The organism is Paenibacillus hebaui (genome assembly GCF_051934385.1).
GTDB lineage: Bacteria > Bacillota > Bacilli > Paenibacillales > Paenibacillaceae > Paenibacillus.
The window spans coordinates 7,048,308-7,069,336 of the sequence record NZ_CP196836.1; the positions used below are offsets into that span (position 1 = coordinate 7,048,308).

General features: G+C 46.5%; 19 protein-coding genes and 1 pseudogene. 3 read left to right on the forward strand and 17 right to left on the reverse strand.

What is annotated here, in order from left to right; all coding sequences use genetic code 11:
- Nucleotides 1-36 precede the first annotated feature (36 nt).
- From ACR32F_RS31725 to ACR32F_RS31740, 4 genes are all read right to left on the reverse strand, one after another.
- Entirely contained in the window at nucleotides 37-633 is a 597-nt protein-coding gene (locus tag ACR32F_RS31725; protein WP_440114720.1) for a hypothetical protein, read from the reverse strand.
- Between the two features lie 55 nt (nucleotides 634-688).
- On the reverse strand, nucleotides 689-1,240 hold the full coding sequence (locus tag ACR32F_RS31730; protein WP_440114723.1) for a GNAT family N-acetyltransferase: 552 nt from the start codon (nucleotides 1,238-1,240) through the stop codon (nucleotides 689-691).
- Between the two features lie 184 nt (nucleotides 1,241-1,424).
- Complete coding sequence (locus tag ACR32F_RS31735; RefSeq protein ID WP_440114725.1) at nucleotides 1,425-1,691, reverse strand: CD3324 family protein; 267 nt, start codon at nucleotides 1,689-1,691, stop codon at nucleotides 1,425-1,427.
- Nucleotides 1,692-1,952: 261 nt separating this feature from the next.
- Nucleotides 1,953-2,861: a helix-turn-helix transcriptional regulator gene (locus tag ACR32F_RS31740; RefSeq protein ID WP_440114728.1), complete on the reverse strand. Its 909-nt coding sequence runs from the start codon at nucleotides 2,859-2,861 to the stop codon at nucleotides 1,953-1,955.
- Between the two features lie 68 nt (nucleotides 2,862-2,929).
- Between ACR32F_RS31740 and ACR32F_RS31745 the strand changes: the two genes are divergently transcribed.
- On the forward strand, nucleotides 2,930-3,472 hold the full coding sequence (locus ACR32F_RS31745; RefSeq protein ID WP_440114731.1) for a dihydrofolate reductase family protein: 543 nt from the start codon (nucleotides 2,930-2,932) through the stop codon (nucleotides 3,470-3,472).
- A gap of 121 nt (nucleotides 3,473-3,593) precedes the next feature.
- Here ACR32F_RS31745 and ACR32F_RS31750 read toward each other — a convergent pair whose 3' ends face one another.
- The 6 genes from ACR32F_RS31750 to ACR32F_RS31775 form a co-directional block, all read right to left on the reverse strand.
- On the reverse strand, nucleotides 3,594-4,724 hold the full coding sequence (locus ACR32F_RS31750; RefSeq protein WP_440114733.1) for an SGNH/GDSL hydrolase family protein: 1,131 nt from the start codon (nucleotides 4,722-4,724) through the stop codon (nucleotides 3,594-3,596).
- A 203-nt stretch (nucleotides 4,725-4,927) separates the two neighbouring features.
- The gene (locus ACR32F_RS31755) at nucleotides 4,928-6,250 is read right to left on the reverse strand and encodes an ATP-binding protein (protein ID WP_440114736.1); all 1,323 of its coding nucleotides are present in this window, start codon (nucleotides 6,248-6,250) and stop codon (nucleotides 4,928-4,930) included.
- 203 nt (nucleotides 6,251-6,453) lie between these two features.
- A complete protein-coding gene (locus ACR32F_RS31760) occupies nucleotides 6,454-6,762 on the reverse strand; it encodes a sensor histidine kinase (RefSeq protein WP_440114739.1) in 309 nt (102 codons plus the stop codon).
- A 73-nt stretch (nucleotides 6,763-6,835) separates the two neighbouring features.
- Complete coding sequence (locus ACR32F_RS31765) at nucleotides 6,836-7,603, reverse strand: LytR/AlgR family response regulator transcription factor (protein WP_440114742.1); 768 nt, start codon at nucleotides 7,601-7,603, stop codon at nucleotides 6,836-6,838.
- 99 nt (nucleotides 7,604-7,702) lie between these two features.
- Entirely contained in the window at nucleotides 7,703-8,635 is a 933-nt protein-coding gene (locus ACR32F_RS31770; RefSeq protein ID WP_440120077.1) for a dihydroorotate dehydrogenase, read from the reverse strand.
- Nucleotides 8,616-9,317 carry a dihydroorotate dehydrogenase electron transfer subunit gene (locus tag ACR32F_RS31775; protein WP_440114745.1) on the reverse strand — a complete coding sequence of 234 codons (702 nt, stop codon included), beginning with the start codon at nucleotides 9,315-9,317 and terminating at the stop codon, nucleotides 8,616-8,618. The genes ACR32F_RS31770 and ACR32F_RS31775 overlap by 20 nt, the downstream gene beginning before the upstream one ends.
- A gap of 195 nt (nucleotides 9,318-9,512) precedes the next feature.
- On the opposite strand from ACR32F_RS31775, the gene ACR32F_RS31780 reads away from it, so the two are divergent.
- On the forward strand, nucleotides 9,513-10,010 hold the full coding sequence (locus tag ACR32F_RS31780) for a DinB family protein (RefSeq protein WP_440114748.1): 498 nt from the start codon (nucleotides 9,513-9,515) through the stop codon (nucleotides 10,008-10,010).
- Nucleotides 10,011-10,147: 137 nt separating this feature from the next.
- On the opposite strand, the pseudogene ACR32F_RS31785 reads toward ACR32F_RS31780, so the two are convergent.
- The 7 genes and pseudogenes from ACR32F_RS31785 to ACR32F_RS31815 all read right to left on the reverse strand — a co-directional run.
- Nucleotides 10,148-10,508 (reverse strand): annotated as a pseudogene (locus ACR32F_RS31785) (SDR family NAD(P)-dependent oxidoreductase); the annotation flags it as partial.
- 48 nt (nucleotides 10,509-10,556) lie between these two features.
- Nucleotides 10,557-11,072 carry a hypothetical protein gene (locus ACR32F_RS31790; RefSeq protein ID WP_440114751.1) on the reverse strand — a complete coding sequence of 172 codons (516 nt, stop codon included), beginning with the start codon at nucleotides 11,070-11,072 and terminating at the stop codon, nucleotides 10,557-10,559.
- 13 nt (nucleotides 11,073-11,085) lie between these two features.
- Complete coding sequence (locus ACR32F_RS31795; protein WP_440114754.1) at nucleotides 11,086-11,940, reverse strand: hypothetical protein; 855 nt, start codon at nucleotides 11,938-11,940, stop codon at nucleotides 11,086-11,088.
- A gap of 25 nt (nucleotides 11,941-11,965) precedes the next feature.
- Nucleotides 11,966-13,591 (reverse strand): rhamnogalacturonan lyase B N-terminal domain-containing protein, encoded by a 1,626-nt coding sequence (locus ACR32F_RS31800; protein ID WP_440114757.1) that lies wholly within the window; start codon nucleotides 13,589-13,591, stop codon nucleotides 11,966-11,968.
- 377 nt (nucleotides 13,592-13,968) lie between these two features.
- Nucleotides 13,969-14,937 (reverse strand): SMI1/KNR4 family protein, encoded by a 969-nt coding sequence (locus ACR32F_RS31805; RefSeq protein WP_440114760.1) that lies wholly within the window; start codon nucleotides 14,935-14,937, stop codon nucleotides 13,969-13,971.
- Between the two features lie 155 nt (nucleotides 14,938-15,092).
- Nucleotides 15,093-15,527, reverse strand: coding sequence for a hypothetical protein (locus tag ACR32F_RS31810; protein ID WP_440114763.1), 435 nt, complete (start codon nucleotides 15,525-15,527; stop codon nucleotides 15,093-15,095).
- Nucleotides 15,528-15,857: 330 nt separating this feature from the next.
- Nucleotides 15,858-18,473 carry an S-layer homology domain-containing protein gene (locus ACR32F_RS31815; protein WP_440114766.1) on the reverse strand — a complete coding sequence of 872 codons (2,616 nt, stop codon included), beginning with the start codon at nucleotides 18,471-18,473 and terminating at the stop codon, nucleotides 15,858-15,860.
- Between the two features lie 207 nt (nucleotides 18,474-18,680).
- On the opposite strand from ACR32F_RS31815, the gene ACR32F_RS31820 reads away from it, so the two are divergent.
- Complete coding sequence (locus ACR32F_RS31820; RefSeq protein ID WP_440114768.1) at nucleotides 18,681-21,023, forward strand: AraC family transcriptional regulator; 2,343 nt, start codon at nucleotides 18,681-18,683, stop codon at nucleotides 21,021-21,023.
- The last annotated feature ends 6 nt before the right edge of the window (nucleotides 21,024-21,029 follow it).

The following is a 21,029-nucleotide window of genomic DNA, read 5'->3' on the forward strand; positions in this document are numbered from 1 at the left end:
GAAGCAGCCTTTTGTAGGATGTATCGAGTTACTCCCTTACTCTTTTTTCTCATAAGCGATATCAAGCAGTTCTTCAATATTGTACGTGTCGTCTTGAATACGCCATTCCCCCTGGTCCTGCAAAAAAGTAATATCACCAGATAATGGAATAACCCTCTTTTCTTTGCCATCTTCATCTGCCAATATCAAATCCAGCGTGTATTCTACAAGAATCCAGTCATTTTTGCTTTCTTTGATTTTGACTTGTATATTTTCAGGATGCAGCAGCGCCCTTTCTTTGTCCGCCACACGTAAAGGAATTGTGTTAAACCGAGTATTTATGTTTGATTCAAAACTCTTTTCCGTCAAAAACGGTCTGATTACCTCTGCCCTAGCCAGCATCCCCTCCACATTTAGCGTATCTTCATAGTCCTTATAATCAACAGAAAGTTCTGTCTTTTTATATTCCATCGACATTTCGAGAGCCTGCTGCTCATCTTGGGCGGATGCCTTCTGATTGCTCACGATACTCGGCTGATCCGTTAATTTCGGAGTGTTCATTTCAACATTCTCTGAAGATTCAGACGGGGTGCACCCCATTATCATGGCAGATGAAAGAAATACCGTACCCACTACATAAACTAACTTGCGCATGGATGATCCAACCCTTTCGATCTTTAGTACTCTCAATTATCCCTTTAATAGGATATTATGTCCAGTTATTAGAGAATTGGAAAATCAATTTATATCCATCAGCAGTTGCTCCATGCATTTCTTTATACTTGCCCTGAGTATAGTTCGATACCGTCTTGCGCCAGAAAGATTGGCCGATCTTGTTTTTCTCCGATGGATTGGTGAACAACTCCCATTTGCCCCTAAACCTCCCGAATACTTCTGCTGCTACGTACTCAGCAATTCCCTTACCTCTGAACGGCTGCATCAGGAAGAAATCATGTACAAAGAAATCCGTGCCTTGTGAGCAATATGGCGGAGTAGCCACCAATACAAAGCCGGCTGGTACGCCATCCACCAATATCAGGAATGGATAGAGACACTCCGGTTTGTCCCACCATATGTTCTGCACATCATACTGATCCTGCAACGTTTTGTAATCAGGACTGGGTTCAAATATGCCGTGTTCATTCGGAGTATGCTCTCCACCTAGACCGTAATGTCCCGATAGATCATAAAGGTATAACGGGTACATATTTTTAATCACATACGCCTCGTCCTTATTCGTTAATTTCACTTCTATATTCATATTCACCAACCTAACCATATGATTTAAAGACCTATTTCAGGAACTCTCATCTCACATACTTGTACCGTCAAAATAATTGTACCCGTAGTAAGCGCCCTCGAATATGTAAAGAATCCTTAATAACCATTCTCTACACATGAAAAAAGCCACATTCGATTGCTCGAACGTGGCTTCTATAATTTCCTCACTTTTTACAATATACAATCTTCTTGATGCTATCGACGGATAAACAGTATTGCTCTACAAGCTGATCTATTGTTGTTCCCGCAGAGAAAAGTTGGCGAATCTCTTTGTTCCGCTCTGTGACAACCATTCTGCTTCCCGAGTTCTCGCCCCACTTCTTATGTGCATCCTTGGGCTTGGGAATATAGACTAATCCACCTGGTATGTGGCGCTGTATTTCTTTGAGCAATTCTTCCGGGAATATTGTATCAGCATTAATATATTTCACGTTGCTCCACTCCTTAAAAGTTAAAATCTTTAAGGCAGCAGAGTCGTACGATGAACGCAGTGAATATGCACTACAATCGTATGGCGGAATTGAATTTCAAGCTCTATGCAAACAACCGCCGTTGTTCATCGCATGGACTCTGCATAGAGCGGATCGTGAAATTTATTATGAATCGAATCATGGTAGCCCCCATTTCGTGAATCAATATAAGCTTACGTTAGATGGCACTCCTATATCTTCCATATCAGAACACAATATCCTTTATTCCTGACTGTACTGGGCCAAACTCCGTTCTAGCATCTCTCTAACCTGCTGTTGCAATTCGAGCGGAGTAATGACCTTCACTTCCGGGCCATAGGCGAGTAACTTTCGCGCTGTAAAATAGAACTCTTCCGGCGGAACCATTCCTCGCCATTCGTTGCCTTGAACCGACTTAAACAGCACATCCGACGTGGCAATCCTTGCTCCAAAATCCGTGAATTGCAGCACCACTTCTACGCTTGCTCTATTTTCTTTGGCAGCTAGCCATACTTTCAGGCTCGGTACAGATTCATCCACGGATTCCAAAACAGCCAACTGCTGCATGCGATCCACCCGATACAACAATACGCGATCCTTATTCCAGGCTGGCATGTACCAATGTCCCTGCTCGTAGTAGATGCCATAGGGGAAGACCTGGACTTTTTTAGGACCACTGCGGGCATGATACATAAACTCGATTTCTCTCTTTTCCACCGCTGCACTCAATATATCCGTTGTTAGTGGCACAGCATGCTCACCAGGATGTTGGACAAAGGTAATATGTTCCCTCATCCGCATAATTAGATCCTGTACATCCTTGGGCAAAGTAGAGAAGTATTGCTCAGCCAAATGCTCACGCATCGATCCATATGGAAAATCCGGAACTTGCTGCAAATATTCAAGCATCATAAACAGCCCCAATGCCTCCTGCTGTGTCAGTTGAAGAGGTGGCAAAATCCGATTAGGTAACACCCGGTACCCGCCGTTCACGCCAACTTCTGTGTACAACGGAAAACCCAGCGCTTGCAATGCATCCAGATCACGCTGAATGGTACGAACTGATACATCGAACCGTTCTGCCAGTTCTCGGGCAGTGAATTTCTGTCTGGAGTCCATCAGGCGCATGATGGCCAGCTTCCGATTATTCATACATTCAGCATCCTAACTACGTCAACTTTTGTCATAGTTAAAGTGTATCATACTTTTAGAAGGGAGCGATGAACATGAACAATAACAAAACGATTTTGTACATTGCTATGAGTTTGGATGGATATATCGCAAGGCTGGACGGTTCGGTGGATTGGTTATTCGATGTAGAAGGTGACGGAGGAGATAACGGGTATGCCGCATTCTATCAAACGATCGGCAGCGTAGTCATGGGACGTTATACGTATGAAGAGGTGCTCAAACTATCTGAGGAATTCCCTTATGCGGATCGCCCAACGTATGTGCTTTCCCGCGCGGCACAGCCTCCTGCCCCGCATGTACAGTTTACAACCGAGACTGTGGAAACACTCATTCCCCGGTTAAAACAGACTTCGGATGGAGATGTGTGGATTGTGGGTGGCGGAAAGCTTGTTCAGGCTGTGATGAATCACAAATTACTGGATGAGATCGAAATCGCCATCATTCCGAAAATCCTCGGTGAAGGCATCCCGCTATTCCCAACTGGAACCGTTCCGAGCCATTTCAAAATGGTCCAAACCCAGACGCTCGGACAGATCATTTCGATTCGTTATGAGGTGCAGAATCTGAAATAGCCTACAACGAAAAGAAGACAGCCCGATATGCCAGTGCTACCAATGGTCCGATGTATACACATTCAGCCTTTGGAGTATTGAACAATCTGGAGCTGTCTTTTATTTTATTCCTCTACATTTCTCACTCGGATGACAGAATCCCCTTTAAATATGCTGCCAACACCTCTGCCGTCCTACGGTGAGATAACTCCCCGGGATGACTTCGTGCGCCCACTGTCTCCTCAGTCGTATCGGGAAGCTGGATAATCGTAACCTTGTAATCACCTGTCCGCTTCGTATACACATCAACCGCACGGTAGATGGCGGGCATCATCGGAAAACCAAGCATGCCATAAGCCCATACGATATGTGCCGCCGGATTGTTTTTCCGAAGTTTGAACAGGAACTGTTCCACCGCTTTCTCAAAAGCGGTCAAATCCTCTTCATGATACGTACCATCTTCGTTCAGCCGCTGCTTGTACACCTTACCGGTGTCGGGGTCTTTCCACTCAGGTGACTGAAACGCCCCCCCATCATTGCTACCCAGGTTCACGACCACCACATCCGGCTGCCACGAACCAAAATCATGCTGATCTCCTGCACCTAGCGCTTCGTTACGTTCACCGGTAAGCAGTCCACAGACTTGCTCGTAATAATCGGGAATGTTCCCCTTCGGATTGTTATCCCAGCTTGTCAGCACACCCCAGCCACTTTGCGAGATTACCCGGTATTCTGCATTCAACGCCTCTGCTGTCATAAACGTATAATTATGTATGGCACTAAACCACATCGGAACCCAATCTTCTTCCACTCTAGCTCCAATCGCACCTTCGCCAGAGGTAATGCTATCCCCGACAAACTCTATTTTGTACGGTTTTTCATCCACAGACAGGAATGTTCCATCTGACTTTACCGCATGAACCTGCAACGAACAGCCCGGGTCTCCACTCATGGCCTGCACATCCTTGACGATACGCACATTCTTCACCACATTCCCGTTCATGCCTCGGAATACACAGATCCAATACCTTCCCTCCGTTAACATTTGTCTGCTCACGGAAACACCGTTGATTAGGATACTGATCCAGGACTCATACATGTCGTAACGGGACTCCACCTCAACCCATAGTTCGGAGCCCTGTACATTGAGTTCAATTGCACTGCCTGTCCAAAATAAAGTCAACGGCGACAACCCACCGGTTGTTCTGCCATGCACCTTGAGCTTATTAACATCGGATAATGCATATGTCCGTAATTTCTCATTTGCCTTCACAATGCATTCCTCCTGTATGATTAAATGATGTTATGCAGAGCTTAAGGAAGTTCTTCTTTGTTTCTCAAAAAGGATACTACATGCTTGCCGTGGTTGCACTCATCGATGAAGTCACTGAGACTTTTGCGATTGTATCCGTCCAAATCTCAGACTATAGTGAGTTTCACATCGTAATTCATGTGAGATCATGATGAATGACATCATCATCCACGCTCAGGATAGAAAGCGTCATCTACACCGGCCCCCTTGATTAAATTCGCTGTGGGAATACATACAATGAAAGTGGAGCCCTGTTCACCTCGCGGCGCAGATTCCATGCTGATTCGGCCCTCCAGGGACTGCACGATATCGCGTACATGGGACAGACCAATTCCGGTTGCTGCAATGCCTACTTCATTGAATTTGGTCGTATAGCCAGGTTCAAAAATCACATCCCGTTTGGCCTCGGGCACACCTTTTCCAGAATCCATGACCACCAACTGCACATTGATATCCTGTTTAATAACACGAATCTGAATTGTCCCGTTGTTCTCTATCGCTTCCACCGCATTGGCAATCAGGTTGTTCATGACAGTGAGGAGAGGGATATAATAAGGGGATTCAAAATCATATTGCTGTTCGATGTGAATCTCAATTTTCTTGTTGAGCATTTCACTATATTTTCGATTTCCCTTGGTAGCATAATTCAATACCTCGGAAAGAGTCATGTGGACTTCTTTTTCACTATCGTACAGTTTCAGCAGACCTGCCAGAATACGCTGCGAATCCTTCTTCACCTCATGGATCTGTTGAGCAATGCCAAGCATCCGATGGCTATATTGGTTCATATCCTGTTCTCTGAGCTCGCGATATAGGTCGTAGCTATCGACGGTAATACCCTCAATCGTATTCATGGCTTTTTTCAGATAAAAGACTTCACCATACAGACCTGAGTTCACACTCAGCATCTGTTCCATTCGTTTCTCCTGCTCCGCATGCAATAATCGCATCTGCCTCACCGCAAAGCTGTTATACAGCCCAATCACAAAGTAACTTCGCAAACCACCCACCACAAGTAGATACAGCCATTCCTTCATATAAAAGATATTGGCACCGCTCAACACGCCGCGAATGAACAGCTCGACAAGGTTGGAGGAAAAATCGATGCACATGATTATTCCTCCCAGTATAAGGGGCTGAAACTCATGGAATCTGTTCTTGAATTTGCTCAAACCATAAGCGAAGACGACATAATAGATGCCGGCACCCAGATTGTCACGCATACTTTCCAAGATTGATATTGAGTTCACATGATTCAGCAAATCTGCCGATTGAAAGAAGAAGCTCGCGATCCCTGTTAAGATTCCTGTCTTCACATAAGACAGATGCGGCATAATCATCAGCAAAAATAAAAGAATACTTACACCCAGACCGATGCGGAAATAATCTTCCCGAAAGGGATTAATCTTGAATTGTGCTCCTACAGCTGTGGCAAAAGCGACCGCCACCATTTGCACATTTTCATTTCGAACCCAATTGCGCATCATACTCCACCCACCATGTCCCGATTAGCGCCATACGTTCATCCGCGCTTCTAATGGTAAACATACTAACATAGGAGAAGTCCATAAGAAATAATTAAAATAAGGATGATCCATCGATGATCAATGCAAAAAGGGCCGGAAGTGTTTCGCTTCTACGGCCCTTCTTTCATACTCAGCGTATGTTTATATGATTCCCGTTATCGTTCTCACCTGTCCGGAATATCAAATGACACCGTGGTTCCTTCACCCAGCTTACTTACAATCACCAATCCCTTACCACCATACAATTGAATCAACCTTCGATGGGTATTGGCGATACCGATCCCGCTGTTTCCTTTTAGTTTGGCATTCTGCAACTCAATCACTTGATCGGGTTCGATGCCTATGCCATTATCCTTCACCTCAATATGGGTATAACCCTCTTGGCGGGAAATGGACAGATATACCGTGCCACCAACGTTTTTTCTTAATAGACCATGTCTCACGGCATTTTCGATCAAAGGCTGGATGGACAACGGAGGAAGGAATAGCCGCAGATTCGGCTCGACATTCCATTCGATTGACAGCCGATCTTCAAAGCGTGTTTTCTCAATAAATAGATAGGCTTCCGCGTTCCTTGATAGACTGATTTAGCGTGATCAGTGCCCGGATTCGATATTTTAACTCCAGTGCATCTACAGGCTTCGTTTGCCCACTCTCAATCGTAATCATGTGCATTTTATAAGCTTTCAACGTCTGTCGTACATGATACATCGCCGTATACAGATGTTTTGCCGTTTTGGACTCTTCCAGCTCTGGCCACAGCAACTCAAGCAGCACACTGCGATGAATGGTCTGTTTGCGATGATGCAGCAGAAAGGCAAATAGCTCTTGCGCCTTGCTTGTACGCCATTTTGCGGTTTGGGCATCCATACCTGGAAGCTTGAACTGAATCTGATTAAAACAGTTAATGAGTGGTCCACTTGTATCTCTCGCCTGGTGCTCACGTTTTAAGCCCAATTTCCCTTTTAATCGCATCAAGGTTTGTTTTAGGCGCTCTTTTTGTATCGGTTTCATGATGTAGTCCAAAGCATCCAGCTCAAATGCATTGACAGCGTATTGATCGTGACTCGTCACAAATATGATCTCCACTCCGGACGCCTCCGCCTGAATCTGCCGACCGAGGTCCAGGCCATCGATCTCCGGCATTTGGATGTCCAGAAAAACCACATCAGGACGATGGAGCAATACACCTGCCATCACCTCCGTTGGGTCCAAGTATGTAGCAACAACTTCTATACCTTGTGCTTCATTCTCCAGAGATTTTCTGAGACCTATCAAAGCTAATCGTTCATCATCAACCAATATGACTTTCACAAGAGCCTCCTCTTTGACTCCGAAGTCTTGAGATATAATGTCATCATTATATCATAGGGATTTGTTTGTTTTGGAAGTGTTTTCTCGGCTTCATTCTCATTAGACGATTCCCCGTATCTCATCCAATGAATACACCTTTTCCCGTTGCATCCATTGTTCCAGTCCATCTACCAGCTCAGCCCCTGCACGCAGATGAACAAAATTGTATGTTCCTACCTGAATGGCTGCTGCCCCTGCCATCGTGAATTCAATAATATCTTCCACCGAGCTGATCCCACCCATGCCGATCACCGGAATTGACACCGCTTGTGCAACCTGATGCACCATTCGCATCGCAATGGGCTTGATTGCCGGACCGGAAAGACCTGCGTACGTATTCGCAAAAACGCTGCGGCGCCGATATATATCAATTTTCATGGCCGAAAAGGTATTGATCAGCGAGATGCCATCTGCACCTTCTTCCTCGCACATCACTGCCATCTGTGTGATGCTCTCCGCATTGGGAGACAGCTTGACAATCAGTGGAAGCGCCGTCGCATTACGCACCTGTCTTACCACTTCACGCGCCGTCTCCGTCTGGATGCCGAACTGCATTCCTCCCTGTTTCACATTAGGACATGATATGTTCAGCTCCAGTATGTCCACACCCCTGCGATTCAGGCTATGGCGTTTCTGTGTATCTTCTGTGATCAGCGCTACGGCCTGCACATATTCCTCCAGATTGGCACCACCCACATTGGCGATCACCGCCGTATCCCAGCGAGTCATGTCATCCAGCTCATCCTTCAAAAAGGCGACAACCCCCGGATTCTCTAATCCTACACTATTGAGCATGCCAGATGCTGTCTCATCGATTCGTGTCCCTGAATTTCCAGCCTTGGGATGTAAGGTAAGTCCCTTGCCAACCATGCCACCTAATACTGCAGGATCAACATAATCCGCATATTCACGCCCGAATCCAAATGTACCGGAAGCCATAATAATCGGGTTTTTCAAAGGTACACCTGCGATCTTACACGCCATGGAGATCATCAAACTCCACCTCCTCCACTGGAAAAACAGGGCCTTCCTTGCACACCCTGCGATTACCTTTAGGTGTACTTATTGTGCACCCCAAGCAAGCACCAATACCACAGGCCATATGCCGTTCTGTTGAAATATATAAACGCGCCGACGTTCCTAACGTTTGCAGAGCAAGTGCTTGCAGCATTGGAGTCGGTCCGCAAGAGAACATATGGGTATAGCATGACGGGTCGACCTGCTCCAAAATACTACCGCCTACCTTCACTTGAACAGATGCCGTCACAGCTTGGAAGGCTTCAACCCCGAAAGCTTGCTGTGCAAACCCCAGGTACACGTCCGCATCCGGGTAATACTTCGCAGCCAGCAATAATGGAGCCGTCCCCATGCCTCCCCCAATTAGGGCCAGACTCCCCTCTACCTGAGGAAAGCCATTCCCAAATGGTCCTTCCAACTGAAGCTCCTGACCTGGCTTTAGCAGCGATAACAACCGTGTTCCCTCTCCGACGACGCGGTATAAAAAAGCAATATACTCTTCCCCGATGTCATAAATGCTAATGGGTCTGGGTAACAGTGGGTAACTCATTCCGCTGCGCAGCATGTAGAACTGCCCCATCCTGCCTCTGTAGTTTCCCTTTACTTTCATCACATAGATATTCGGAACAAGCGCCTCATTCGAAATGATCATAGCCATATCCCCCCTCCACTAACCACTCACTATAACGTAAAAGCAGCAGAACTTACGTGACGATTTTCACAATGTTCCAGTGAGCCTTCTACACCACTCGGGCGTGTAGCCAAGGCGCTATTTTCATTTCACAAAATTTAATTGTATACTATCATTATGGATCGAGAATCCAATTAGGTTTATAAGAGAGGATGAATCCGCATGTCAGACGCAAATCATTTATTTGGACAAGCTCTGGTCAAATCACTGGTCGGGGAACGTGGACATATTCGTATCGCTCGCGCTCTGCCTGATATCAACGTGGAGCTGGCTGGGCGTGTACATGAACATATGCCGTACAGTATCTATCAACTGGTGAAACACATGCACTACTGGCAACAATTCATGCTGGAGCATGTGGAAGGACGGAAGCCGCAGCTTCCCGCCAATGTCATGGAGAGCTGGCCTGAAGAGACAGGCCCTCTTGATGAAGCCACATGGCAGGCGGATATCCAGGCCTTTCTGGATGGGGTTGATCAAGCGGTAGCTATTGCGGAGACAGCAAAGTTGGATGATCCGTTACCGTTTTTCCCGGGCGAAACCATAGCCGGACTACTACGCAATATCGCGTCCCACAACTCGTACCATCTGGGCGAGATTGTTCTGCTTCGTCGCTTCTACGGCGCATGGCCGCCACCGGGCGGCGGCTTCCCCGCTTAATAGACGGGATATAGATAGTATAGATAGACATCAAGCCGTAAAGGGAGCCATACCTCCTTTTACGGCTTGATTCATTTGCAACGCTCGTAAAAATAAACAACAGCCCTAATTTGATTTAAGGACCATCATTTTACACGCTATTGGGCTGAGTATCCACCATCGATCACCAGCTCAGATCCTGTAATGTACGAAGAATCATCCGAAGCCAGGAACAGCGCGGCGTTGGCTGAATTAATCGTTCAAGCAGTTCCTTCGATGTGTTCAAGGACTGAGTCATTGGTGTTTCGATGATCCCAGGGAAAAGGGCATTCACCCCAACACCTTGACGACCAAAGGTTGTTGCCGCCGCTTTGGATAATGCGCGTACCGCAGGTTAAAGCCTTGTCCAATCAAAGCAGTATATGAAGAGATATTGACGATGGAACCCTTCTTTTGCACGGCCATATAAAGAGCGACATGTTTCATGCCAGCAAATGGACCAAATCCATTAATGGAGAGCTCTCTTAATCCGTTTATTGATCCATGTTTTCTAAAAAATGGATCAATTCACTTGTTCTCCGTCCCAGATTCAGGATAAGGCTTGCCCACAGTATCATCCGGTGTCTGAACGTACCACTGAGCATATGTCGCATTACCAGAATCCGATTCGGATTTCTCTGGCTTACAAGTAAACTGGTAAGCAGATATATCCTTTCCGCGCAATGTTATAGTCATAGCAAGCTCTGGGTCCCCCCAGCTTGGATATTTTTCACGGTACTGTGCGTCAATCATTTCACTTTGAAAAGAAGGGCTAGTCATAAATGCTGCGGTTTGAGTGAAAAGTCGATGAATCTCTTCTTCATCCGGTTCTGTCTTGACCGTATAAGCGACTTCGATCCGAGGTGTGGAATAACGAATTTTCGTCTTTTGAATAGCAGGAAAATCTTGCTCGATATCCTGCCGAAAAGATTTGGCTTCATCTGAAGATACGTTAGTGTATGAAGTACATGCCGTCAAGAAAAGAACCAGAGCCAGAATATTCACTACATGCAATATCCCCGAGCAATGTTTTATGCCATACATACAATCACCTGCTTTATTTGAAATAAATGAATCCTCCGCCTAATGTGCGCTTTCCTGATATGGCATCAAAATGAGTTCGATAATTGATACTCCTGCGTTGACCCCAGGTCGAAACAGCAATCCATCTGCTGTCTGTAGTATCTCGATAATACTTGGTAATCGTCATCCAATGCCATTCGTATTCGTAATCATCAAATTTAGACAGATTGAGGGTCGCAACAGGAGAATTGAGGCTCAGCCCCGCTTTTATATACGCAGCTGTGTTATCTAGCGTAAATGCCGAATTATCCTTAACTCTACTCAAATTCACCTTTTTATCTTTTGCATAGCTTTCCACTGCGGAAGCAAAACCGCCCACCGAAATTTTACCCAAGATACCTGGACTTACGTAGCCATACATCTTATCCATATGAGCAAGAAAATCCTGCTTGGATGTCGTGTTACCACTATATAAGGTACTGTAAACTGAAGGATTCGTAATCTTGGCCAAGTAATTGGTGATATTGGCCGCTGCAACCGGACCACACCCCCGTTCTTTATGCGTATTTTGAGAGTACCAGTTCTGGTTTCCTCCATAACTGTAACCCGAACCATCCTGTACTGGCACAAACATGGATTGATTTGCTTCCACAGTGAGACTTACTTCTTCTTTGGCAACCGCTGCGGTAGTGCGAGCACTAATATGATTCTGCAGAATTTGATCCATGTATTCCCGATTTTCTTCAGATCGGATGGTTTCATATTTTTGATGTAATTCGTCCATATTGACTTCAACAGCTTCAGTAATATCACGCAAGGATTGAAAATTATTTTCCATCTCAAAGTATTGTTGATGGCCCTTATCTGTCACTTGAACCATATAATTCATTGGTGGCACAAATACTATTTTACATTTAATTCAACAATTCAACACAGTCATACACCCACCCGGCACTTAACCAATTGCCCAAGTCGCTCGAGCCGCTGATTGGCGTAATGGTCACTATGTTGGACCCATTAACGAAATAGGATGCCGGGATATTCCAGGAGAAAGTTGTATTGTTACCCCGATAGGTGCCAATCGTAAAGCTGCGCGAATTCGGCTGGGAGGAAGCTGCCGGATTGGATAATGTATGTCCGTTAATCGTTACACTGGGTCTTCCATTGTTGTACGCTGCCGTAATACCAATATTAAGCGTATGCGATGATGCGGCTTGCGCGGAGTTCAAATTAAAGGTAACGGTTGTGGGCGAGTTTTGTCCACGGAACTGGATCGCAGGAAACTTGTTGGTCGCACTGCCAGTTGCATAACTGACCGGACCCCAGCTTGGGTTGCGGCTATCGGAAGGATGACGGATCGGAATCGTCTGGCCGTTCAGGAATTCCCGCGGTGTACCATCCCAATTGCCAATGCGCCAGATGCTGGATGCTTTACTTGGGTCATTGTTGATCGTACGCGTATTCACCGTTGTCGTTGATCCCGCAGTGACGTTCACACTTTCAGTAAAGACGGCCAGTTCACCCTTATACACCGTCATGGTGTATGTACCGGGAATCATGCTGTATTTGGCAGCCGCCCCGCTCGAAGAGGCATTCACCCAATATTGGGCGTTGCTGTTGGCAAAACCGACCGTATACGCATAGCTCGTATCCATGCCGGAAAGCCCGTTAAGCACGACATTACCTCGGCTGGCGACCCACCCCGTCAGGTTCAGACCCGACATCCAGCTAAAATCAGGTACACTTGGCGTTGCTCCGGTGGTGAAAATCAAGGCATACGGTCCTTGCAGGCCCATACGCCAATTTTCAGTCTGGGCATGTCCTGAATTCATATAATTGTAAACCTCCGTATCTCCGCCGCTTTGGAACTGGATATCACGGAAGAACGGGCCACCCGAGCTTTTCTCCCGGTTACCATAGGCCATAAAGACGCCTACACCATTACCGGTGACACCTCTAATGGTCAGATCTTTGGCCTGATCGTTGCCGTAATACTTCGAGGTAGTCTGCCCGTTGGCGTAACCAAAAACATCCTGGCTCTCAATCGCTCCGGTGTTATTCCGAATATTCGAATTGGCTGGAACCCCTGTCAATACACTGCCTTTGCCACGGAATATATACCGCAATTCACCAATGGATGGCTGCGCTGTAATATGGGTCGCCATATAGATGATGTTTTCTCCACCACGTGAAGCATAATAATGGGTTAGTGTGCTGGTGGTGACGGTAATCAACATGGTTGATCCAGAAGGAGATTTGTTCCAGGTGACATTGGCAGAACCCAAACCAGAGCCGATATGTGACCCCTTGCTCGAACTGCTCAACTCCGTCCCGTTCATTTTGGCAGATATCATATCGCCATTGGTTTTATTCACCGTGTATACCAGCCCTGCTCCCGTGTTCACTTCAATCCTTGACCCATTATCCGTAACATTAATAGTAGCTGCATGTCCGGTAGATGTCGGGTATAATACCGCTGCTGCCATCATCACAAGCAATAGAAACGAACTGAATCCCTTCTTCACTAAACGTCTGCTCACGAACGAATCCCTCCCTGGAATCGATTTTTTATGATCTTGTGTTGGGCCAAAATCGGATTTAAATATCGTATATGTGATAGCCGACCTAACATTAAAGCGCTTACATTATAATGTATGACAAACGAGCCTGTGTCTCATCTCGGTATTCCTGTTGCGTGGGCATATCCATGGCGGGTCAATATTCTTTCCTATCGTCCTCTTATACCACCACCTCACGTATAGTAACAATCTACATTCGACCAACTGGTAATATCACCAAAACAATACCATTATATTACATACTATTGCAATGAAAATCGTTATATAAAAAAGCTGCACCCTTTGTTACGGGGTGCAGCTTCGTAAACAATTTGTATAACCGGAAGCTCTAACCTACTTTACAGAGAACTCTCAAGATTTGCAGGCTGATTTTCCTCATTCACGAGACCTTGAATAAAGGTGGCAACATCGGGTGCAAGCCAAGTGATCTTGTAGCCTTCTGCTTTATTCACATGAACAACCTCGGGCTCACCGGCATTACCGGATTCACGATAATCCAGCATCACGACCTCAGACCCGGAAGGGCATTCACACAGAACGACACCAATTTCGGGGTAACCCCCTTGCTCGATTATCGCCCTGCTGCCCGCTTCTCCACCCAATGAGTGTGCCTTCTCTCGTCCAACACCCAAGATATTCGAAATCTCAATATGGATCTTCCCGCCGTTCTCCGCCTGACTAACCGGAAAATAACGATAGTGGGGAACACCGCCATTATGCAGTTTCATCATATCGACATAGAATGTCGGCAGCTTGAATACCAATTGCTCTTCCACTGAGGAAATCTGCTCATCAGTAGGCGGGGACAACACATATTGATCCACATATGCTGGGCTGTCATTCCAAAAGTTCGTCAATTCCGGATGGATACCCGGTGCAGCCTCGATGGAGATTCCAGTAACAGATTGGATTGGGTCCACGAGCTTGTCCTCTACGGGTTCCTGTGTGAATTCCTCTTCTGTTTTATTTCGAATCCACTCCAGGAACTCCTGTGTATCCTCATCTCCCGGCTCCAGTCGGTCCGCCGCTTCAAAAGCTTCACGCGCATTCTCATATTGCTCCAAATAATAATACGCTAGACCAATGCGGTAATGCCAAAGCGGGTCATTCTGCCCCTCTTCTTCAACCGTCAGGAACTGCTCTACTGCCTCCTGATAACGCTCCATATTATTCAATGCTCTGCCCAGATGGCTAATCAACTCATAATCCCTTTTGTCTACGGGAACCTCCAGTACGGCATCCACAATATTTTGATACTCGTCTTCTTCATGCCACTCTTCCAGTTGTACCAACAGATCGTCTCTCATTCAGCTTGCCTCCCCGTTCATTCACTCATTATTACGTATTGAAAATTATACCACTATACGGAACAGCTTCTCCAGCGGGGGAAGATTCTTATGTATGTCTTGCAAGATATCCTGAATCCAACTCCTCAGGTTCCCAGGGGCTGTGCAGCGGCAATCTATTTCGAATCCATTACAAGCTTGTACTTATTGAAAATCCAGGATTTCTTCATATCCGTGGCTTCGTTCTTGCTAATGCGCACAGACGGCTTTTGTGTGTGCAACATGTCTGAAGCCTGTACGGAAAACCGCAACAGTTTGGTCATTTTTCTAATCTCGCTCGCTATTTCAGAATGAAATACATACGTTAACGGCTGATGGTCTCGAATATCTTCGTATGTATAGTATGCCCCCTTCTCATCCTCCGCATGGACTTGGATACCTTTAGGAAGCGATATTGTGAAGCACGGTAGATCTTCCTCAGCCCACTGTCCAAGATACGGGAAGCTAATCCCTTCGTTTTTTACGAAAAATCCCGACTTTTCCTGATCAAGCGCAAGTGCGATCGAATATACAAAATGCGGGAAGTAATCTTCCATTTTCTCAGCAGCCACAAAATAATGATAAAACCTATTGTAAGCTTCGTATACCTGGTCTGAGCATGGTTGGACGAAATAAACTCAGCCTCTTTAAGTTCGGAGAGCTTAAAGACGTTATGAAACTCATCCATCAGGTGTAATCAGATATTTCAATTTATAAAATCCACTATTCTTCAACCGCTCCATTTCCCCATCGTCCTCCATTCTTATCAAATTCGCAATTTATATCCATATTCTACAACATTAAGATACTCACATGAAGGTGCGTAAATTCGCCTCATCACAAAAGCCAAGACGGCTCGTATATACGAACCGCCTCGGCCATCAAATGATGATGAATTTTATTTACAAGCCTTCGATAAGTGCCTTGATTGAGCTGTCGCTCTCCAGCGCACGGATGATGATGGTCACGGCTTCTGCACGAGTTGACTTACCGTTAGGCGAGAACTCAGAGGCAGATGAACCTTGTATCAGGTTCGCTGAGGATGCCTGTTCAATCACTTCTACAGCCCAGCTCCCACGATCCACATCATTGAAGCTGGTTGGCGCGCTCGTTGCGATAGCGTTCAGATCAAGTACACGAGCAATGATGGCTACCATCTCCGCACGGGAGATCGTCGCATTCGGCTTGAAGGTTCCATCTGCATATCCGCTGATTACACCCTTATCAGCCAAAGCGCTGATATATCCGGCAGCCCAGTTTGAACTTGAATCCTTGAAGCTGTTCGATGCCGTACTTTCTCCAAGGCCGAATGCCCGGGCGATCATAGCCGTGAATTCTGCTCGCGTAACAGGTGCATTAGGTCGGAATGTACCGTTCTCGTATCCGTTAACGACGCGCAGCTTCAGGGCCGTATTAATGTTTTTATCAGCCCAGTGTCCAGAGATATCCCCTAGCATCAGCTGCTGGTTCTTTGTTGCAGCAATGGCTTCACTAACGGTCTTCAGAACATTCTCCTGGCTAACTACACCTGGTTTGAACGGATTAGGCTGTGTTGCAGGTGGGACGGTTGGTTGTGTAGTAGGTGGTGCTGTAACCGTACCTGGGTTGTTCTCTGTACCCGTTGATGGTGTTGTCGGTGCTGGTGTAGTTGTGGAGCCGCCACCTGTGCCCGGCGTAGTACCTGGATTGGTGCCCGGAGAAGTTCCCGGACTTGTTGTATCCGTAATGGCTAATGCAATTCGGTTGCTCTCATACACAACTTGTGTGCTGTATTTGCTTGCCAGACCTTTTACTTCAACAGCGGAGAACTTGCCGCTTTGTTGGTTAGCACCATGGCTTACAAGCGTAATAACACCCGGAACCGGCGCATAACTGTTACCGAAGTTCACGTGTAGCGCTCCGGCTGCTTTTACTGTACCTTTTACATCAAGCACATCAGTAGCTGTGGCAAGGTTAAGCTCCAAGATACCTGCCGTCGCCTGTGTGAAATCACCTTCGATGTTCCACTTTCCATATACGCTCTCCGTAACCGTACCACTGTTGTTGGCTACATTACCGGCACCAAAAGCAGAAGCTGTATCTCCTTCCAATGTGCCTCCGTTCACTTCAGTGCCACCGGAATACGTGTTGTTGCCTTGCAGCTTCAGCGTACCGCTGCCTTCCTTTGTCAACTTGCCTTCACCTGAGATGTTGTTTCGCCAAGCGTCCAGGGTATGGAATCCACCCTTGCCGGCATCCATTGTTATCGTTACGTCGTTGCTGAATGCGCCGTATCCATCTGCCGCAGCAAAGAGATTGAGACGTCCCCAGCCTTCCGGATCATCCAGTACCGGATAGCCAGATTCAATCCCCGTTGTTGCCAGTACAGCGCGACGTTGTTGATCGCTCAGGTAAGGCTGTCTCGTTTCGAGCAGCACCTCTGCTCCCTTAGGTACAGCTACAGGCTCAGTAGTTGAACCGATCTGCGGAAAACCATACGTCAGACGCTGAGTATACTCTTCCTTATTTTTCTCATAGTTGGTAAACCGATCTTCGGAAGAACCCGTTTGTTTCAAAAGCACGTCATGTGCCTGATTATAAGCGTCTTGCTTTAACCCCTGGTTCTCTGGATCATTCAAAGCCGCCGCTGCCAGTGCTGTTGCGAGTACCCGGCCTCCCATAACATCAAGTGGGGAATGCATTCCGGCTACGATCCGATCGTCACCCATTTCAGAAGCACGAGTCATGAGCTCCTGGAATCGTTCAGGAACAGAATAAGCCAGTGCAAGGGCAGCTAGGTAGGAGGCGTTAGTATGCCCGCTCGGGAAGCCACCATCTGTTTCTGGGTTACTGCTTTTTACAGCTCTAAGCGTAGGAACAATTATGGATTCATCCTTCCAGCGGAATGGACGCATATATTGGTAGAACTTTTTAGCTTGTTGTGTCGAAGCAAAGTCTCCCCGCACTTTTCCGATCAAATCAACCATTTTGCCAAGTTCAGAATCGGAGTCGCCTGCTTTGTTAGATCCATTTTCATCCGAATACTTGGTCGTCGTGGCATCTGCCGGGATATCTTTAATAGAAGTGAATGTGCCTGATTTGGTCCGATATACATCAGCCAGCGAGCCCAATCCGGCAACCGCTCCATAAGTTTGGTTTGTTCTATCCGTATAGTAGGCTTCATCCTCGTCCTGTTGAGTACGGGTTTCAGCAATTTTCGCTACGTAATCAATGTTATAGTCCAAGACTTGCTCTTTAAGCTTCACACCGTCATTCCAGGAAGCGCCAGGTGTCCACAGATCCAGAAACTTGGAAAGGGTCCCGATTGCCGGATTGGTCTCAACGGTCATGTTGGCAGGGACATTATCCCTATAGGTTTCTACAAAATACCCCCATGCTGGCTGCTGTGGTAACGGAATGGTAGGTTCATCCGAAGCTGCAAGCACATTACTCGCTACGAAAGAATTTGATAGAAGCACCAGACCCATAGCTGCGGCGAACACTCTCTTCTTGTTGCTTTTGATTGCTTTCGTTTTCAAATCATTTCGACTCCCATCGTTTTGAGGTTGGTCTTGAATCGGTCTCAATGTAGCATTTGATCCGTTCCACCAGCAATAAAACAATTTCGTCTTTGTATCAATTTCGGAGCAATATCACTTATTTTAAATATTTAACATGAAATTAATATAAATCATGAACTTTGGTGGAATCAGGTAGTGTATACTCTTTGCCGGGAGGAATGCCTGATGAAAAAATGGAACTCTGCATGGGCGGGTCTGGCGATTTCATATGGTTCCATCGTAGTCGTCATTGTACTGCTCATATGCTCATTCTTCTATATCTATTTCTCGCGCAGTTATAATGAAGAATTACAGAACAAGAATCAGTTGATTCTTGAAAATACAGCACGCACGATTGAAGGAACCGTATTGCAACGTGTACAGCAGATGTATGTAGACCTTTCCCTCGACAAATCTGCAAACATAAGCATGTTCGCCGACACGTCCAATCGTGGCGGGTTGGATCAAGTCGTTGATCTTCAGGAGCTTCTCAAGGCCAAAGTAGCGGGCAATACTGACATCGTTCAGGCCATCCATCTCTATTATCCTGAACAGAATATCATGTTATCTTCGCTATACGGCCTGCGCTACAACGCGGATCAGGGCGAAAGTGCCGCCTATTATACGGACTGGCTGCAGGAGATGAGGACAAGCAAGGATAGCAGCCTCTGGACGCCTTCCCGTCATATTCCAAAGGACATTTTCTCCAGCATTCCGGCTGATACCAGCAATGATCTATTCACGTATGCACACAGCTATCCTTTTCACTCTACGGGCGAGACCAGTGATGTCATCATTGCAATTGACGTGAAAGAAAGCGCAATCAGCCAAATTATAGAGAATATGATGCCTTCACAATATAAAGATACATTTGTGGTAAACCAAGCAGGAAATAACATAAGCGATGCCTATGAGGATATGTCGGTGCAGCCGAGAAAATATGAGTCCAGCATGATGAAGATACTGAATTCCTCAGATACGAAGGGCAGCTTTGATGAACAAGTGAATGATGTATCGTACGTGGTCTCCTATCAGACCCTGCCTTCAACAGGCTGGATGATCTACAGTGCTACACCTTCCAGCTTCTACTATGAGCAAGCGACCATGGTACAGCAGCTCATCCTTGTCATCTGTCTCATTGCCCTATTCATCGGTCTTACCTTATCAGCGATACTAGTCCGTGCCAACTACAGCCCGATTAAACGTCTTGTCAGTCGGGTTAAAGACTTGTCTGGCGCGGAACCGAAGCATATTACGAATGAATACCGACTGATCGATAGTGCGTTTATGCAGTTAAATGACAAGGTGAATAGCCTGAAGGAGACATTGCAGGCGAATAGCCCGGCGATCCGGCAAAAAGCAATTTTCAGCCTGCTGCATGGCAGTTATACACGAGAGCAATGGGCAGAGGAAGGACCTGCTCTGGGCATCTCAGGACAGCAATACCATGCGTATTGCTGTCTGCTGCTGAACACCGGTGGAGCCCATTGGGGATTTCATTCGGAAAATCCGTCAGCGGTCGCATCCCGATTGATTCATGGCCTAGAGTCCCTGTCTCTGCCGGACAGCTGTCTTCTCTCCGAGGAACTGCCCGACAAGAAACTCGTGGTCATTTTGTGTACTAACACAGCTTCAGAAGCGCTCCTCGACGAGCTATCCCATCTCCTGTTATGTGAAACAAGACAGCAGTTCCAACGGGAAATCCAGCTATCTTCAGGCTCCTGGGTGCAAGAGTTGACCGATGTACACAAAAGCTTCAGCGAAGCGCAGACATTGATGAAATACGCATATTTTATACCTGAACTCGCCATTCTGAAGGATCACAACATCCTCCTGCGTGAGCATAATCTGGAGGAAATTCCGCAAACAATGCTCACCAAGTTCAGGGACAAGCTGCATGCCAAGCAGCTAGGAGAGGCGATTGCTGCCCTTAATCAGTTCATTGCTACGATGCGTGAAGGGTTATATCCAGCAAACTACTGCCACTTCATGCTGGCTAATGCCGTATTCGTGTACTCGGACGTGGTGAAGAACGTTCGTTACAAGCATCCACTTCAGCATGGCCAACCAGATCTGTACCAAGAGTTCGTCAGCATGGGCAATATTCTCGCTTTTCGAGACTGGTTGGTGGAATCGATCACAATATTCATCTCTGAAACGGAGAAGCGAAACAGTGATCGGGCTGTTTCTACCATTGGGCTGGCGAAGCAATATATTGAGGAGCATCTGTCCGAAGACCTCTCACTGGAGGCCGTAGCAACCAAGGTGTTCATTAGCCCCAAATATTTGAGCAAGCTTTTTAAAGAAGAAATAGGTGCTACCTATACCGATTACATTACCTCCCGGCGGATGGAACGGGCCAAGGAACTGATCGAAAGCAACAACATGACTATTGAACGAATCGCAAGCTCCGTCGGCTACGGAACAACAGCCTATTTTATTAAACGGTTCAAGGATATGTACGGCTGCACGCCGGGCCATTATTTGCGTACTATCTCTTCGGCGGCAATGGCGGAAGCAGATTTTTAACGTAAG

Coding starts and splice junctions, on each gene's coding strand:
- ACR32F_RS31730 (WP_440114723.1), bottom strand. CDS start 1,240: ATGAATATAGAAGTGAAATTAACGAATAAGGACGAGGCGTATGTGATT.
- ACR32F_RS31805 (WP_440114760.1), bottom strand. CDS start 14,937: ATGAGAGACGATCTGTTGGTACAACTGGAAGAGTGGCATGAAGAAGAC.
- ACR32F_RS31795 (WP_440114754.1), bottom strand. CDS start 11,940: ATGAATTATATGGTTCAAGTGACAGATAAGGGCCATCAACAATACTTT.
- ACR32F_RS31725 (WP_440114720.1), bottom strand. CDS start 633: ATGCGCAAGTTAGTTTATGTAGTGGGTACGGTATTTCTTTCATCTGCC.
- ACR32F_RS31775 (WP_440114745.1), bottom strand. CDS start 9,317: ATGGCTATGATCATTTCGAATGAGGCGCTTGTTCCGAATATCTATGTG.
- ACR32F_RS31770 (WP_440120077.1), bottom strand. CDS start 8,635: ATGATCTCCATGGCGTGTAAGATCGCAGGTGTACCTTTGAAAAACCCG.
- ACR32F_RS31755 (WP_440114736.1), bottom strand. CDS start 6,250: ATGATGCGCAATTGGGTTCGAAATGAAAATGTGCAAATGGTGGCGGTC.
- ACR32F_RS31820 (WP_440114768.1), top strand. CDS start 18,681: ATGAAAAAATGGAACTCTGCATGGGCGGGTCTGGCGATTTCATATGGT.
- ACR32F_RS31745 (WP_440114731.1), top strand. CDS start 2,930: ATGAACATGAACAATAACAAAACGATTTTGTACATTGCTATGAGTTTG.
- ACR32F_RS31790 (WP_440114751.1), bottom strand. CDS start 11,072: ATGTATGGCATAAAACATTGCTCGGGGATATTGCATGTAGTGAATATT.
- ACR32F_RS31740 (WP_440114728.1), bottom strand. CDS start 2,861: ATGAATAATCGGAAGCTGGCCATCATGCGCCTGATGGACTCCAGACAG.
- ACR32F_RS31780 (WP_440114748.1), top strand. CDS start 9,513: ATGTCAGACGCAAATCATTTATTTGGACAAGCTCTGGTCAAATCACTG.